The sequence below is a fragment of the Streptomyces sp. JK94 genome (assembly GCF_053613315.1).
Window position 1 is genome coordinate 1 of the sequence record NZ_JBSICH010000027.1, and the last position, 16,528, is coordinate 16,528.

General features: G+C 69.4%; 10 protein-coding genes and 1 pseudogene. 6 read left to right on the plus strand and 5 right to left on the minus strand.

Features of this window, described 5'->3' with window-relative positions:
* A partial coding sequence (locus ACVV2G_RS23595; protein WP_453844846.1) for an adenosylhomocysteinase occupies positions 1-127 on the plus strand: 127 nt, incomplete at its 5' end.
* A gap of 17 nt (positions 128-144) precedes the next feature.
* Positions 145-270, plus strand: coding sequence for a hypothetical protein (locus tag ACVV2G_RS23600; protein WP_453844743.1), 126 nt, complete (start codon positions 145-147; stop codon positions 268-270).
* 505 nt (positions 271-775) lie between these two features.
* Here the strand turns inward: ACVV2G_RS23600 and ACVV2G_RS23605 are convergent.
* On the minus strand, positions 776-1,738 hold the full coding sequence (locus ACVV2G_RS23605) for a ScbA/BarX family gamma-butyrolactone biosynthesis protein (RefSeq protein ID WP_453844744.1): 963 nt from the start codon (positions 1,736-1,738) through the stop codon (positions 776-778).
* A gap of 216 nt (positions 1,739-1,954) precedes the next feature.
* On the opposite strand from ACVV2G_RS23605, the gene ACVV2G_RS23610 reads away from it, so the two are divergent.
* Positions 1,955-2,629, plus strand: coding sequence for a ScbR family autoregulator-binding transcription factor (locus ACVV2G_RS23610; RefSeq protein WP_453844745.1), 675 nt, complete (start codon positions 1,955-1,957; stop codon positions 2,627-2,629).
* A gap of 58 nt (positions 2,630-2,687) precedes the next feature.
* Here ACVV2G_RS23610 and ACVV2G_RS23615 read toward each other — a convergent pair whose 3' ends face one another.
* Genes ACVV2G_RS23615 through ACVV2G_RS23625 form a run of 3 tightly spaced genes read right to left on the minus strand, consistent with a single transcriptional unit; the run spans position 2,688 to position 4,700 of the window.
* Complete coding sequence (locus tag ACVV2G_RS23615; RefSeq protein ID WP_453844746.1) at positions 2,688-3,452, minus strand: SDR family oxidoreductase; 765 nt, start codon at positions 3,450-3,452, stop codon at positions 2,688-2,690.
* A 57-nt stretch (positions 3,453-3,509) separates the two neighbouring features.
* The gene (locus tag ACVV2G_RS23620) at positions 3,510-4,163 is read right to left on the minus strand and encodes a ScbR family autoregulator-binding transcription factor (protein ID WP_453844747.1); all 654 of its coding nucleotides are present in this window, start codon (positions 4,161-4,163) and stop codon (positions 3,510-3,512) included.
* A gap of 57 nt (positions 4,164-4,220) precedes the next feature.
* A complete protein-coding gene (locus tag ACVV2G_RS23625; protein ID WP_453844748.1) occupies positions 4,221-4,700 on the minus strand; it encodes a hypothetical protein in 480 nt (159 codons plus the stop codon).
* A gap of 430 nt (positions 4,701-5,130) precedes the next feature.
* Here ACVV2G_RS23625 and ACVV2G_RS23630 point away from each other — a divergent pair.
* Positions 5,131-5,675 (plus strand): annotated as a pseudogene (locus tag ACVV2G_RS23630) (transposase).
* Between the two features lie 9 nt (positions 5,676-5,684).
* Here ACVV2G_RS23630 and ACVV2G_RS23635 read toward each other — a convergent pair.
* The gene (locus tag ACVV2G_RS23635) at positions 5,685-6,890 is read right to left on the minus strand and encodes a wax ester/triacylglycerol synthase domain-containing protein (protein WP_453844749.1); all 1,206 of its coding nucleotides are present in this window, start codon (positions 6,888-6,890) and stop codon (positions 5,685-5,687) included.
* Between the two features lie 732 nt (positions 6,891-7,622).
* Between ACVV2G_RS23635 and ACVV2G_RS23640 the strand changes: the two genes are divergently transcribed.
* Together ACVV2G_RS23640 and ACVV2G_RS23645 are read left to right on the plus strand one after the other, a co-directional pair.
* Positions 7,623-15,122, plus strand: a complete 7,500-nt coding sequence (locus ACVV2G_RS23640; protein ID WP_453844847.1) for an SDR family NAD(P)-dependent oxidoreductase — start codon at positions 7,623-7,625, stop codon at positions 15,120-15,122.
* A gap of 88 nt (positions 15,123-15,210) precedes the next feature.
* Complete coding sequence (locus ACVV2G_RS23645; RefSeq protein ID WP_453844750.1) at positions 15,211-16,326, plus strand: SDR family oxidoreductase; 1,116 nt, start codon at positions 15,211-15,213, stop codon at positions 16,324-16,326.
* The last annotated feature ends 202 nt before the right edge of the window (positions 16,327-16,528 follow it).

A 16,528-nucleotide genomic window follows, 5' to 3' on the forward strand; every position in this document is an offset into this window, starting at 1 on the left:
CGAGAAGGTCGCCCGCCTCCACCTCGACGCGCTCGGCGTCAAGCTGACCACGCTCCGCCAGGAGCAGGCCGACTACATCGGCGTCAACGTCGAGGGCCCGTACAAGGCGGACCACTACCGCTACTGAACCGACCGGGAGGGCGTGTGCAAGACGAAGAGGAAAGGGAGAACGATCGGCACCACGGCAGCGCTCCGCAGGTACCCGTGGTCCTGCTCGCCGGCGTGGACGACGACCCCGCGGAGTCCCACATCGTCCGGGGCATCGACTGACCGGGTGGGGCGACCGCCGCGACCGGCGCCCCACCCGGTCAGTCGCCGAGGGTGCGTGCCGGCTCCTCCAGTGGCTCGCGGGTGAGGCCGGGGCCGGCTCCGCCTCCCCTTCGGCCGGGCCCCGGTGCGGGCCCGTCCCATGGACGAAGGCCGTGCTCAGGCAGCTGAAGCGCCGCACTCCGTCCCGGCGCGCCTCTTCGAGCGGTGCCCGTGTCCCCTGGTGGCTGACGTCTCGGCACAGCCGGCAGTCGCGGCCCACGTGACCGGCCGTACGGACGACCGTGTCCGTACGGAGCACACACCGCGCAACGATCGCGGGTCGGCCAGGCCCCCCGCACATGACGTATCGCGGAGCTTCCTGTTCCCGGGGGCGCCCGGCGGGCCAGGACGTGGAGCCGTGGCGCGCGGGGGTGGCCGTCGCTCTTCCTGGTCATGACTCCGAGCCCGGCACCGCCGATGAATCCGGTGCCGCCCACCGCGAGGACCGAGCCGCCCGACGGCCCGCTCACAGCCCCGCGCCGTCGTGGACCGCCACCACACAGGTCGCCGCGACGGAGCCACCCTGGTGGAAGTCGACGACGAGTTCCCGGGCGCCAAAGGGCGAGCGCACGGCATCGGCCGAGGGCGCCACGATGCACGGCGAATCGAATTCCACGTACTTGCGGAACTCGGCATCGCATCCGATGAGCAGCCCGTCGGGTACCCGCAGCGCGGCGAGCGCCGCCTGCCGTGCCGCCTCCATGAGCACCATGCCTGGCTGGTGGTCGACGGAGTGGTCGAAGAGGACGGGGTGGTCGGCCTCCGCACGCAGCGGACGTGTTCCGTTCACGCACTCGGCACCCAACACGACGTCGAACTCGCAGGTGCGTCCCACCAGTTCGGGGCTGAGTCCGTCCGGCACCTCACGCGGCGCGGTCGCCTCCGCACGATCGCCCCGCAGCCTGCGGTACACAGCCGGGCTCACGCAGTTCGCGGTCAGCCGTCCGTATCCGATCCGACGGCCGTCTCGGTGGGCGACGACCTCGTACGCGTATGCCGAGACCACGCCTCTGCGGCGTATCACGTCGTGGAGGGTCACCTCGAGGACCACGTCGGCGGGCCGACGGCCCAGTCGGGCGCCCTCCTCGGTTATCTCGAACGACATCGTCTCGGTGAGGAAACTGAAGCCCAGAGGTATCTCCAGGACTTCGTGGGCGAGGAGCAGCCCCGCCTGTCGAATCGTTTCTGCGAAGAGCATGGGGTCGTGCCAGCGGCCGGCGACGGCTCCGTAGTAGCTGTGTCCGCGTGACCACTGGGCACCGATGCGATAGACGTCCTCCCGGCAACGGCTGACTCCGGTCAGCAGCACTTCCGAGACCGCGGTCCGGTGGACGAGCGCACGCGGCACGGTCCGCTCGAAGAGTTCGGGTTCGGCCGCCATGACGGCCGGTGAGAATTCCGATCGGTCGGCTTGAAGAAGCGCAGTCATCCTGACCTCCTGAGATGTGCATTGTCGCAACAGCAAGGGGTTGAGCAGGAAAAACAGCAGAGACTCAGGCGTTCGGCACCTGATTGATGACGATAAGAATACTAGGCGACTGGTATTTTTTGGCAAGAGAGTGGAGGATTGGCCACCGTGCAAGTCGCGGTGAACATCGGAAGGATGGAAGACCACCATCCGCACCGCGGCACTCAGGAGGCGGTTGTGGCGAGAACACGGCAAGAGCGGGCGGAAGTCACGCGGGAGGCGATCCTCGACGGGGCGGCGAAGGCCTTCGACGCGGCAGGGTTCGGCAACACCAGCCTGACGGACATCTCCCGGGAGGCCGGCGTGACCAAGGGCGCTCTGTACTTCCACTTCCAGTCCAAGGAAGCCCTGGCCCACGAGCTGATGTCCGATCAGTTCGACGTCGCGACCGTACTGAAGAACGCCGAGCGGCCGGGCGTGCAGACCGCCATCGACATCACGCACCGCATGGCCTACGAGCTGCGTTCCAGCGTGCGCGTGCGCGCGGGGATCCGGCTGGTCATCGAACTCGGCTCGTTCACCGATCCGAACCCGACGGTCTACAACAAGTGGATCGAGACGATCACGGACTGCCTCGCCCCGGCACAGGGCAGGGGCGACGTCAGGCCTGAGGTCAACATCGGCGACGTGGCCGTCTTCGCCGTCGGCGCCTTCGCCGGCGTACAGATCATGTCCCAGGTCCGCAGTGGACGTGAGGACCTGCACGAGCGAGTCGCCGACATGTGGTCGCTGCTCCTGCCGGGGATCGTTCCGCCCCGCAGAGTCGCGAGGTTCGAGCCGTCGGGTTCGCCGGAACTGCATGCCTCCCTCGGCCTGCCCGCCACGGCTCGGCCCGCGGTCGCGGTGGGCTGAGCACGGGACACTGCGCGGGCCGATCGCCTCAGGGTGATCGGCCCGTCGGCGTGATGCCTCACAGACGTGAGCCGCCGCTCGCGTCGATGCACTGCCCGGTGACCCAGCGGGAGACGTCGGACGCCAGGAAGGCAACGATGTCGGCCACATCGGAGGGCTGGCCGATGCGCCCGAGAGCGGACCAACTGGCCAACTGGGCGCACGCCTCCGGGGACGACCGCTTGCCCGCGTTCATGTCCGTCTCCACGAAGCCCGGATTGACGGCGTTCACCGTGATGCCCCGGTCGCCGAGCTCCTTGGCCAGGGCCAGGGTGAAGGTGTCCATGGCTCCCTTGGTCATGGAGTACACGATGGACTCGGGATAGGCGATCCGCGTGGCGGCGGACGAGATGTTGATGATGCGGCCTCCGTCACGCAGGTACTTGAGTCCCCTCTGGACGAGGAACACCAGCGCCCTGGAGTTCACGGCGACGAGCCGGTCGAAGAGTTCCGGCGTCACCTCTTCGATCCTCGCTGACCCGCTGATTCCTGCGTTGTTGACCAGTATGTCGAGGTCGGGTCCTTGCCCCTGCCGTGCCAGCCCCGCGTCCAAGCCGGCATAGAGCGTCTCGACGTCCCCGGGCACTCCCAGTTCCGCCCGGACCGGGAACGCCCGTCCACCGTCACGGTGGACGAGGTCGAGTGTTTCTCTCGCAGCCTCCTCGTTGCTGCCGTGGTGGACGGCGACCAACGCGCCCTCCCCGGCGAGCTTCCGTGCTATCTGCCGTCCGATACCCCGGCTGGCCCCCGTGACCAGTGCCGTCTTGCCTGCCAGCGTGCCCATGTCCGAACTCCCCCTTGCAGCGATCAGCCACGGCCGCTGAAACAGTCGGTGCGCCCCTCAGTACCGTTTCTTGAGCGATGGAGCCTGTGCGAGCGGAGCCGCAGCGCCCGCCGTCCGCTTCTCGTCCTCCACCTTAAGGAGTGGAAGGACCAATTCCCATAGATCGTTCAGCCACTTCTCGGTCTCCACGCGCGACGCCCTCGTCCAGGTCAGCGTCTCCACTCCGGACACGGCCGCCGTCACCATGGTGCGAGCCGACGCGTCGGCCACGGACCGTCCGAGCTCCCCGTTGCCGCGCGCTTCGTCCAACAGCTGCCACAGCCGGCCGAGCCAGAGCGGGTAGAAGTCGAGTGGTGCGGGGCGGTCGTTCACCCGCTCACGGGTGATGCGCACGCTCGCCATGACGAACGCGTCGTCACGAAGGAGCCGATTGAGGGCGTGCGTCATGTCCACCACGACTTGAAGGAAGACCGGTTCGGTCTCGCACATCTCCTCCACCATCGTCTCGAGCACGTCCTGGGCGCGGACCAGCACCGCGTCGGCGAGTTCGTCCTTGGTCGAGAAGTGGAAGAAGAGGGCACCCTTGGTCACGCCGGCCGATCTGCTCACATCCGCCAGTGACGCCTTGACGAACCCCTGAGAAGCGAACTGATCGGCGGCTGCCACCACGAGCCGCTCCATCGTGCGTTCGGATCGCTCCTGTCTCGCCATGGTCGTCAGCCTCGCTAAAAATGCGGTCGGATGGCTTGCAGGGGATCTCAACGACCCTCAGGCGACTCCGGAAACGATCCCGGCCGAACGAGCGGAAGGCGACACGTCGCGGACCGCCGGACGCCGCACGGGAAGCAGGTACGCGGCGTCGGCCAGGTCCGCGAGCACCTGCGTGACCCCGCCTCGCCGCAGATTTGCGGCAATCCCCTGGAGCTCTCGCCACGATCCGCCCCGGGCCCCGCCCACGAAGACGGGCCGGCTGACCGCGCCGACGGCCACCAGGTCTCGCAGACCCGACAACTGACGCACGACGCCCCTGGCACTGTCGCCGCAGATCAGCAGCAGGGCCTCCACCTCCCGGCGGCACGACAGCTCCACCGTCGCCTGCTCCAGGGTGACGCCGGTACCGAGATTCACCGCACGTACGCCTCGACAGTTCAGGCGCATGGACACCAGGAAACTGTCGGCCGGGGACGCCGACTCGCCGATCGCACCGACGACGACCGTCCGCGCGGCTGGGCCGTGTTCGAGCTCCACAACCATCTCCCCCTTCAGCAACCATCGCGCGAACGAACACCCGCCGCCCGCCCTCTCGTTCCGTTCACCTGACTATAAAAACCGGTCGAATGGTATGTCAACCAAAGTCGGTCGAACGGCTTGTTGAGGTAGCCGGATCGGCGGGAAGACGTGCTCTGCCCTTCCCGGCGCCACGCACGGTCCGGAGCGGGGACGGGGGCGCCGGGCATCCGGCCTCCGTGCACGCCCCTGCGGCCCCCGGTCGCGTCGATCTTGTGCGCGGCGTGACCAACTCATACGCGCGTTCCCACGATGCCGAGGTTCCGACAGCCGGAGCACGTGCCGAAGCGGACGTGGTGCGCGCCATGTACGGTCAGCGGCTTACTGATCGTTTCAGAATGAACCTGGCGGAGGGCTTGGCTGTGGTTGAGTCAGCGGCAGACTTCTGCGGGTGTCGGATGATCTTGTGTCTGATGACCTGTGGGACCGCGTGGCCCCGTCGCTCCTCCTCGTCCGCCGCGTCGTCGACGGTGTCCGGGACGGTTGCCGGTGGATGACCGGGCCGCACCGCGCGGCATCGTCTACGTACTGCGCAAGGGCGTGATCTGGGCCGATGTGCCCACAGAGCGGATCGGCCGCAGCGGTGTGAACGTCACGCAGTTGACGCCGCTGCTGGACGCGACCCCGCACATCCGCAGGACCCGTGGCCACCCCGGTCACCGGCCCAGGCGCCTGTTCGCCGACCGGGGCTACGACTACGACACGTACCGACGCCTCCTCCGGGCCCGCGGCATCACACCGAAGATCGCCCGCAAAGGCGCCGCGCACGGCTCCGGTCTGGGAAAGACCCGTTGGGTGGTGGGGCGGACCTTCGCCTGGCTCCACCAGTTCAAACGGCTACGGACCCGCTACGAGATACGAGCCGACCTCCACCTCGGACTGCTCGGACTCGCCTGCAGCATCATCTGCTTGCGCCGCCTCCGAACGTCATTCTGAAACGATCAGTTAGTGGATGCGCTGCTGGTCGATGACACGTGCCCAGGCTCGAGTGATGGACGGCATATCGGTCAGGGAGGAACCATGAATGGCGGTGCAGCGTACCGTTCCTGCGGCGCGCGTGAACGAGATGTACGTCGGGCATCCCGTATGGGGGGTATTGAGCATGGAAGCGCCGTGCAAGGGGACGCCGTGGCAGGTCGGTGTCTGCGGGAGTGTGATGCTGCTCGTGGTGACGGGGGCAGCCTGAGCGTCCAGCATGCGAGTGCAGGATTGCTCGCCCAGTCGGCGCGGGAGCGCTGCCATGGCCCAGCGAGCGGCGTCCCGGGCTCGGTGGATGCGTAAGGCGTCGGTCTGTCGGCGTACCGCGTGCAGGGCCTCCCCGAAGCTCGCTGCTGAGCACGGGAGCAGCAGGCGTTGAGCGGTAATGCGATTGCCCGCTGCGTACGGTTCGTGCTTCTGGCGCAGGGTCATCGGCATGATGACGGGCAAGTCCGGACAGGACCGGGAGGAAGCGCGCCATTCACGCATGGCCTGGGCGATTGCGGCCAGGCACACGTCGTTGACCGTGGCGTTCCAGGCGTTGCCCAGTCGGCGAAGCCGTTCTTCGGGCAGTTCCTCATACACCCAGTCGATCGAGTTCGGTAGCTGTACGGGCAGACGCGGCCAGTGGCGCTCGTGGCGGAGATTGCCCAGGAATCCCCGCACGGTGAGGAGGGCACCGACGAGCGTGGGTCGAGCGGGTTGGTAGGGATGGGGCCCGGGGGTGTGCTGGTCCGCGATCAGTGTGAGGGCCGTGTGCGCGGCGCTTGCTCCGTCCTGAAGTCCGTGGTGGACCCGGTAGCAGACCCGGAACCGCTGATGATGGGCGTCAGTGACGATCCACACGGCCCAGGGGGGGTGCGGGCCATCGGGCAAAGGCAGCCGCAGCAGGTCCCCGGTGACCATGTGCAGGTCCGCGTGACGCGCGAGGACGTGGTGGCGCACATGAGGATCCGGGCCGAGGGGCTCCTTGCGTGTGGTCCAGTGGCGCGAGCGGGGCGCGGGCGGTACATGTCGGAGAGCGGGTAGTGCTGCGGCCCGGTGCAGAGTACGCCGAATGAGCAGATCGGGGTCTCGAAGCGTCCCATGGAAATCGAGAACGAAGCCGGTCGTGGCTCCAGCACGCACCAGCCAGTTGTCCAGAGGACTGCTGGTGTGACGTGGAGTGTCCATCGTGGTCCTCTACGGGTTGTCTGGTGTATGGAACGGCGGTCGCCCGGGGCCACCGAGACTCCTTGGACCGGTTCGCCGGGCGGGTGGGCCGGGTCGGAAAGGAGTTCGTGACAGGGCGATGGGGCGGCGTACGGGGGGCCGAGGCCAGTAACGGTGTCAGTTGCCACGGCCACGGGACGAAGTCCATCTGGGTGCACACTGGCGGCTGGCCATGGTCGACGCGCTCGACTCGGACGGCCAAGCACTTGGCGCACTGCTCCATGAGACAAGAGGGACTCCACGGGCGTGTCGTGGCTGGCGGCACTTTGTGACGCTCGCGGTCGCTCGCGGCACGGGGCGGAGAGGAGCCAGCCACAGGCGACATGTTCCTCTCGCTGAGGGCACACCGATGGACACGAGCGAACGCAGGTGGACACGCCGGAGCACGACGGTTCACCGCGGCGGCGACCATACCGGCTCGGGCGGAGGATCCAGGCCCGCGTTCACTCGGGCGAGGGGCGGTGACCGGTGAAATGGACGGCTGCTCTCCCCGATCTGGTGAAAATCAGAGGAGTTCCGCTACGGACCAGCCCCAGCCGCGTTCACCTGGAGACGCGGGCATCCTCCGACGACTGACCCACAAGCGCTCGACGGGGCGACTCGGGAGGGCCATGCCGCGCTTGGCCCCTCATCTTGCTACCCATCGGGAGATCCTCTGTGACTGCGGACCCGTCCCACGCCCACAGCCCTGCGGTGGCCGTCATCGGCGCCTCCTGCCGACTGCCGGGTTCCGTCACAGGTTTGCAGGAGTTGTGGGAGGCGCTGTGTGACGGTCGCGTCTTGGTGGGCGAGGTGCCGGCCGACCGTTTCGACGCCTCCCGTTTCGTTGACAAGCAGCGCCGCAAGGCCACCAAGAGCTACACCTCCGACGGCGGCTTCCTGGACGATGTCGCCGGATTCGACAGCGGCTACTTCACGCGGATCTCGCCCCGTGAGGCGGCCCGCATGGACCCCCAGCACCGGCTGCTGCTGGAGATGGCGATCGAGACACTGGACGATGCAGGCATCGATCACGCCGCGTCCACCGGATCGGATACCGCGGTGTTCATCGGCATGTCCAGCCATGACTACGCCGACCTGCAGACCTGCGGTGGAAATCCCCCCGACGCCCACACCATGGCCGGCCTGGCGGCCACCAACGCCGCCAACCGCATCTCGCATCTGCTCGACTGGAACGGGCCAAGCATGACGGTGGACACCGCGTGCTCCTCAGCGCTGACCGCTGTGCACCAGGCCTGTGAGGTGCTGCGGACGGGACAGGCACGCACCGCGCTCGCCGGTGGCGTCAGCGTTCTGCTCAGCCCCTTCGCGTTCACCGGTTTCTCCTCCGCCTCGATGCTGTCGCCCACTGGCTTGTGTCGGCCCTTCTCGGCCGACGCCGATGGATACGTCCGCGCCGAAGGGGGCGGCATGGTGGCCCTCAAGCGCCTTTCCGACGCCTTGGCCGACGGTGACCGCGTCCATGCGGTGATCCTCGCCAGTGGCGTCAACAGCGATGGCCGCACCACTGGGTTGGCACTGCCCAGCGCCCGCTCCCAGGCGTCCCTGCTGGAACAGGTGTACGCCCGGGCGCAGGTCGGCCCGGATGAGGTCTCCTACCTGGAAGCCCACGGCACCGGCACGCCAGTCGGCGATCCGATCGAGTGCGAGGCCATCGGGCGAGCCTTGGGCGAACGGCGCACCACAAGCGCTCTGCCCATCGGTTCGGTCAAGAGCAACACCGGTCACCTGGAAGCCGCTTCCGGCATGGCCGGGCTGCTCAAGGCCATGCTGGTCCTCAAGCACCGCCGTATCCCGCCGACCCTGCACGCCGCTCCCTTCAACCCCCGGATCGACTTCGACGGCTGGAATCTGCTTCCCTGCACGCAGGAGACGCCTCTGGACGTGGACCGGCCGGTTGTCGGCGTCAACTGCTTCGGGTTCGGCGGTGCCAACGCCCATGCCGTCCTCACCGTTCCCCCGCGCACTCCCGCGGCCGAACAGGCACCCGAGCCTCCCCGGCACGGGCCGCTGCCGGTCGTGGTCTCCGCCCGCACCCCCCAGGCGCTCAAGGCCGCTGCCGTCCGGATGGCCCGGCGCCTGGAAGGCGAGACAGCACAGGGCTTCTACGACGCGGCGTGGACCGCCGCGAGGCGCCGCACCGCATACCACCACCGAGCGGTGGTGCTGGCCTCCGGCCCCGGGCATGCCGTACCGGCGCTGGCCGCTGTCAGCGAGGACACCCGGCCGCTGCCGGGCGGCTGCGCCGAGGCGCAAGCGGTCCGGGACGGGCGAGTAGTCTTCGCGTTCAGCGGCAACGGCTGCCAGTGGGCCGGGATGGGCGCCGATCTGCTGCGCGAAGACCCTGCGTTCTGTGCCGCCGTGGCGCGTGCCGACGATGCCCTCGCACCCCACCTGGGCTGGTCGGTGCGCGAGGAGATGGAAGCCGCCGACCCAGAGCGCGTCCACGCCACGGAGATCGCGCAGCCTCTGCTGTTCGCCTTCCAGAGCGCCCTGGTGGAGGCACTTGCTGCTCGCGGTATCCGTCCCACCGCCGTTGTGGGACACAGCGTGGGGGAGATCGCCGCCGCGCTCACCGCCGGCGCGCTCGACCTCGACACGGCAGCCCGCGTGGTGGCAGCACGCAGTCACGCGCAGGCCGCCACGCGCGGCCGGGGACGGATGGCCGCGGTCGGCCTGCCGGTGGATGACACGGTCAAGGAACTGGCGCCCTTCGGCGGCACGCTGGAGATCGCGGCCGTCAACGGCGCGGAGGACGTGACCGTGAGCGGGTCCGAGCACGACCTGCTCGCTCTGGGTGACGCCTTGGAGACACGTGGAGTGTTCTTCCGTCTTCTCGACCTGGACTACGCCTTCCACAGCCGCGCCATGGATCCCGTGCACGACGACCTGATGCGGGCACTGGGGAAACTGCGCCCCAGGGCCACCCGCATCCCGTTCATCTCCACCGTCACCGGCGCGGTCTGCCCAGGTGAGGATCTCGACGCCGACTACTGGTGGCGCAACGTGCGCGAACCCGTCCTGTTCCGCCCGGCCCTGCACGCACTGCTCCATGAGGGCCACGACACCTTCGTGGAAATCGGCTCTCACCCCGTCCTGCGGCCCTATCTGCGCAAAGCCCTTCAGGCAGAGGAGCACCCCGGCCTGGCCGTACCCACCTGTGCCCGGACCACGTCCGGGCGGGCGGCCGTGGACACCGCCGCCGCGCACCTGCTGGCCGCCGGTGCCCGTGTCCACTGGGAGACGTTCTTCTCCCACCCCGGCCGAACCGTCGAGCTGCCCTCCTACCCCTGGCAGCGCGAACCCCACTGGCACGGTGACCCGCAGTGGTGGCTGCGGGTCACCGGGGAGACGGGCCCCGTCCAGCACCCGCTCCTCGGTGCCCCTGTCCCGGTCCAGCAGCCCACCTGGTCCACTCTGGTGGAGCCCTCCCGTCTGCCGTGGCTGTCCGACCACCAGGTCTCCGGGGCCGTGGTCATGCCCGCCACCGCCTACCTGGAAATGGCGCTGGCCGCCGGTCACCTCGTGCACGGCACCGCCGTCGAGGTGAACCACCTGCTCATCACCCGCGCCCTCGACCTGCCGTGGCACGACGACGAACGGGACGTGCACCTGCAGGTGTCGGTGAACCCGGCGGACCGGTCCGTCGACATCGCCGCCCGCACCGACGACAAGGTGCCCTGGCAGCCGTACGCCCGCGCCCGCGTGCAGCGTCTGCTGCGCGGCGAACCCACGGCTCTCGACCTCGCTTCCCTGCGGGCCCGCGTCTCCACACGCCTGGATGCCACGGAGCACTACGACCGTGCCCGGCGCAGTGGACTCGTCTACGGTCCGGCCTTCCAGGTCCTGACCGAACTCCACACCGCCCCCAATGAAGCCCTGGCCGCGTACACCCTGGGCGAGGCACCCGACGGCTACCACGTCCACCCCGCGCTCCTCGACGGAGCCCTCCAGGCCGGCGCGGCCATGACCTTCGCCAACCGGGCGTACCTGCCGTACCTGCCGGTCGCCGTCGAGGCGCTGCGCGTGTGGCACACTCCGCCCGCCGACGGCCTGGTCCACGTGCGATCCCGGGGCGGCAACGAGCAGGAACTGTGCTGGGACATCACCCTTACCGACACCGAGGGCCGGGTCTGCCTGGAACTGGCCGGCTGCCGACTTCGCCGCACGAACAACACCCCCACCGAACCAGTCCAGCACCTGGTCGCAGTCCTGCGCGCCGCACCGCGGCCCGGCGACGACGACCGCGCCGCAGTCCCCGACCGCGACCGCCCCGCACCGTTGCCCACTCCCACCGAGCTGGCTGCGGCCTGCCGCCCCGAGCACGACCGGCTGGAAGAGACCTGGCGCCTCGAAAGGAGCGACGAGGCTGTACAGCGCCTGCGCGAATGCTGCGCGCATCTGATCGCCGACGCCTTCGACCGTCTGCTCCCGGACCTCAGGACCTTCGACACCGACGACCTGATCGCCGGGGGCATGCTGCCCGGGTACGCAAGACTGGCCGCCCTCCTTGCGGACACCGCGCGGGGGACCGTGCACCGTCTCGAAGGGCCTGGGACGGGCGGGCTCGGACGCTGGCGCCTGCCTGAGCACACACGGTCCCAGAACCTCTTCGCCCAAGTCCTGCGCGATTTCCCTCAACAGGCGGTGGCGACCTCCCTGTTCGGCCGGTGCTGCCTACACCTCTCCGAGGTCCTGCGAGGTACGCGCGATCCGCTGGAGCTCCTGTTCGACGAGCCCGACCGCCATCTGATCGAGTACTTCTACAGCGACGCCGCCCAGCCCCGTTACCACAACGGCCTAGTGCGCGCCCTGATGAGGGAGCAGGTCCGCGCCTGGCCGGCCGACCGTCCCCTGCGCGTACTGGAGGTCGGCGCCGGCACCGGCAGCACCACCGCCGTACTGCTCTCGGAGCTGCCGGCAGAGCGCACCGCCTACACGTTCACCGACCTGTCGGCCGGCTTCTTCCCCGTCGCCCGGTCCCGCTTCGCCGGTTACGACTTCGTCGACTACCGCTGTCTGGACCTGGACACCGACCCTGCCGAACAGGGCTTCAACGACGACTCGTACGACGTGGTGATCGCCACGAACGTCCTGCACGCCACCCGCGACCTGCGCCAGAGCCTCAGCCGCATCGGCCGACTGCTCACCGACGGTGGACAGCTGCTGGTCTTCGAGACCCACGACCCTTCCGAACTCGCCCCCGTCTTCGGCCCGCTGGCGGGGTTCTGGAACTTCACCGACACGGATCTGCGGTCCACCTCACCGCTGCTGCCCGCCGATGCCTGGCAGCCGCTGCTGCACGCCTGCGGCTTCGACGAGGTCGCCCAGCTGGGCCACGACCGGCCCGCCGCGGAGCTCGCGTATTCCGTGCTGTGCGCTCGCCGTGGCCCACGGGACGAGGGCCCGCCCCGCCGGAACACGTCCCCGGCGACCGCTGAGGAGACGCCCTGGATCGTCGCCGCCGAATCACCCGACAGCGTCCGCGCCACGGCCCTAACAGCCGCTCTCACCCGGCTGGGCGCCACCGCACACCTCACCACCGTGGAGGAGGCCCCCCATGCCTGGACCGACACCACCGGGCAACAGCCCCCTCGTCTGGCAGTGATCTTCGACGCCGAGGCGCCGGCCAACGACGCAGCAGCGATGACGGAGCAAGCCGTCCAACGACTCGCCATTCTGCGTACCCTCGCCGCCTCCTGTGCCGCACTGCCCTCCGGCACGCAGGCCGACCTGTGGATCATCACCCGCCCCAGCGGCCTGCACCCGGCTCCCGAGCACCCAACGGCCCCCCAGGACGCGGCCCTGTGGGGTGCCGCCCGATCTCTCGCCAACGAGCACCCGCACATCACCGTACGGCGCGTCTCCCACGACTCCGAGGCCGGTGCCGAGCGCCTGGCGGTGGAGCTGCTCCACCCCGATACCGAAGACGAAGTCGTTCTGACCCACGGCGGACGGTTCGTCCCCCGCGTCGTCCCCACCCGCCCGGTCACCGTACCGGCCGGACCCGACACCCCGTACACCCTGCGTCTGGACGAGCCGGGTCTGCACCCGCGACCGATGTGGGCCTTTGACCGCCCCCGTCGGCCCGCAGACGATGAGGTGACCATCGCCGTCCGGGCAGCGGCCCTGAACTACCGCGACGTCATGCTCGCCGCGGGTCTCCTGCCACCGGGGGCCGAGGTGGCCCTTCCGAAGGGGCCGGCGGCGGGACTGGAATGCGCGGGCACCATCACGGCCGTCGGGGCCGGGGTCACGCACCTCGCCCCCGGCGACCGCGTCTACGCGCTCGCCCCCCGCAGCCTCAGCTCCCAGGTGTCCGCTCCGGCCCGGCTCGTGGGCAGGATGCCGGACGGCATGTCCTTCACCGCGGCCGCCACCTTGCCTGTGGTCTATTTCACCGTCCACCACGCCCTGGAACGACTGGCCCGCCTGCAACCGGGCGAGACCGTGCTTGTCCATGGCGCAGCCGGTGGTGTCGGCCTGGCTGCCGTCCAGCTCGTCCACGCGCGCGGTGCCACGGTCATCGCCACCGCCGGCACCCCCGCCAAGCGTGACCTACTGCGCATGCTCGGCGTACAGCACGTCTTCGACTCCCGCACGCTTGACTTCGCCGAACACGTCCGCGACCTCACTGCGGGCGAGGGAGTCGACGTGGTCCTCAACTCCCTCGCCGGTGAAGCCATCGCCCGCAGCCTGGAACTGCTGCGGCCAGGAGGACGCTTCCTGGAACTCGGGAAGCGTGACATCTACGCGTCAACGCCCCTGGCAATGCGGCCTTTCGCCAACAACGTCGCCTTCTTCGGGATCGACGCCCACCAGCTCATCACTCACCGTCTGCCGCAGGCCGGAGCGTGCTTCGACGAGGTGGCTCAGCGGATCTCCGACGGCACGTACCGGCCCCTTCCGCACTTGACCTACCCCGCTCCCCGTGTGGGTGAGGCGCTGCGCGCCCTGCAACGCTCCCGGCATGTCGGCAAGGTCGTCATCACCTTCGACGAATCACCCGCTGTCGAACAGCCGCCCCCGCCCCTGGAGCTGTCCCCCGACCGGACCTACCTGATCACCGGCGGTCTCAGCGGCCTCGGCGCGGCCATGGCCCACCGCCTCGCCTCCCACGGCGCTCGTCACCTGGCCCTTCTGGGTCGGCGCGGCCCCGATACTCCCGGCGCGGCCGAGCTCGTCCAGGCCCTCGCGGCCCGCGGCGCCACCGCGACCGCCCACGCCGCCGACGTCACCAGCGAAGCGGACCTGCGCCGCGTCCTTGAAACCATCGACACCGGCAACCACCCGCTGGGAGGCGTGATCCACGCCGCGATGCGTCTCGACGACGCGCCCCTGGTGGAACTCAGCGACGAGCGGCTGCGTACCGCCGTCGAACCCAAAATGCTCGGCGCGGCTCTCATGGACACCCTCACCCGGGACCGCGATCCGCACCTGTTCGCGATGTGCTCCTCGGCGACCGCCTGGTTCGGCAACGCCTACCAGGCCAACTACGCTGCGGCCAACAGCTATCTCGAAGCCCTCGCGCGTGCCCGACACCACGCCGGGAAGGCCGGGTCCGCAGTCGCCTGGGGCGCGGTCGGGGACACCGGTTACGCGGCACGCCACCAGATCACGGACGTGATGGAGAGGCTGGGGCTGGACGCCCTCACCCCCGACGAAGCCTGCGCCGCCCTGGAGGACGCCGTCGCCCGCGACGCTGACGTCACCGCCGCCGCCAAGATCGACTGGGGGCGTATCAGCAGCATGATGCCCGCCGTGCGTGGCCCCCGGCTGGCCGGCCTCATCCCCGCCCACACCGCCACCGACGACGGCCCGGACCGGCTACGCCGTCAGCTCGCCACCGCTACCTCGGAAGAAGCCTTGAAGATCGCCGCCGACGCGATCACCCAGGTCCTCGCCGACATCCTGCAGACCGACGCTGACCGCCTCGAACGCGACCGCCGCCTCGACCAGCTGGGCCTGGACTCCCTGATGGCCGTCGAGGCAGTCGTCGCCACCCGCCGCCGTCTCGGCTGCGAGCTGCCGACGCTGGAGATCCTCAATGCCCAGGACATCACGGACCTGGCCCGACGTGCTCTCATCCGGCTCGGTCACGAGACCTCCACCAAGGCCACCCCGCCCACGACCGCCGAGTCAGCGCTCCGCTCCCACGACGCGACGACGGGAACACCCCCTTGCTCCTCCTGACACTCACCGGTACGACAACGGCAACGAGCAGCCTCCCCCTCGCAGACCGGCGTTCGTCACCTCCTCCCGCCGACCGGAGGACTGCTGCATGCTGACTGCAGTGACCGGAGCAACCGGTTTCCTCGGCTCCCACCTCCTGAGCGAACTGCTCGCTTCCGGGCGAGACGTCGTGGCCCTCGTCCGCGACGAACCAAACACCGCACTGCGTCGGCTGCGTACCGCCACCCAGGCCACAAGGGTGACCCCTCTCGAGGACTTCACGCGACGAGTCCACGCGGTGCGTTACGACTTGCTGCACCCCACACTCGGACTCGACCCCACAACCCATGCCGGCCTAGCCGCCTCGATCGACGAAATCTGGCACTGCGCGGCGTCCATCGACATGCTGGGCCTGCCCCACGAACTGCATCGCACCAACGTGATGGGAACCCGGAACGTTCTGGAACTCGCCCGAGCGGCCGGCCCGTCGACGCGCGTACGGCACATCAGCACCGCGTACGTCGCCGGCGCCCGTCTCAACGGAACCGTCTACGAGGACGACCTCGACGAGAGCCACGGTTTCCTCACCCCGTACGAGGCGTCGAAGTACCAGGCCGAGCTGGCCGTCCACAGCTGGGCAGACCAGTACCGGCATCCGGTCACCGTTCTCCGTCCCAGCGTGCTCGTGTCCGACCGCCCCATCGCCCCTGGAGCGCCCAGCCATCCCTTCACCGACATCGGAGCGAAGCTTGCCCTGCTCGACGACGAGGAGAACATTGACGCCCTTGTCGCCATGACCGGTGGCGATTCACTGAACCTGCGTCTGCAAGGCGATCCGGAGGCGGGCGTCAACGTGGTCCAGGTGGAGCATGCGGCGGCAGCGATGGTTCGTATCGGCCGGCACCGGTCGGCGGAGCTGATCAGCACCTTCCACGTGGTCCATCCTCATGAAACGACTGTAGGAATGATCACCGCAGCACTCCAGGCATGTTGCCCCCGGCTGAAGGTCGAATTCACGAAGGATCCGCCGCATCACGACCCGGTGGAGAGGCTTGCCCTCGATGCCGTTGCCGGTATCAGCAGATACACGCACCTGCGTCGTCGCTACGACCGCAGCCGGTTCCTCGACGCCGTCGGCCCATGGCATGAGCCGGAAGACATCGACCAGAACTACCTGCGACGATCGTTCGCCGTGCCGAGACCGAGGCCCCTTGCCTACGGCTGACCAGGAGGACCGCATCACTCCAGCCCTGCCCCACGGGGCCGCCAGGCGCGTACCGAGTGCGGCCGCCGCACGGCGGCTGTCACCGTCGCGAGGTCGGCAGCCAGGCCTCGGCCCGGGCAGTCCGGCGCGGCGCACGTCTGATTCCGAGCACTGGCACCGGTGGCACCTCGCCGTGGGGACGGCGTGGCGGGCGGGGACCGAA

Bases quoted from the DNA above. Each gene is read 5' to 3' on its own strand.
- ACVV2G_RS23605 (WP_453844744.1), bottom strand. From the start codon at position 1,738: ATGACTGCGCTTCTTCAAGCCGACCGATCGGAATTCTCACCGGCCGTC.
- ACVV2G_RS23615 (WP_453844746.1), bottom strand. From the start codon at position 3,452: ATGGGCACGCTGGCAGGCAAGACGGCACTGGTCACGGGGGCCAGCCGG.
- ACVV2G_RS23620 (WP_453844747.1), bottom strand. From the start codon at position 4,163: ATGGCGAGACAGGAGCGATCCGAACGCACGATGGAGCGGCTCGTGGTG.
- ACVV2G_RS23645 (WP_453844750.1), top strand. From the start codon at position 15,211: ATGCTGACTGCAGTGACCGGAGCAACCGGTTTCCTCGGCTCCCACCTC.
- ACVV2G_RS23635 (WP_453844749.1), bottom strand. From the start codon at position 6,890: ATGGACACTCCACGTCACACCAGCAGTCCTCTGGACAACTGGCTGGTG.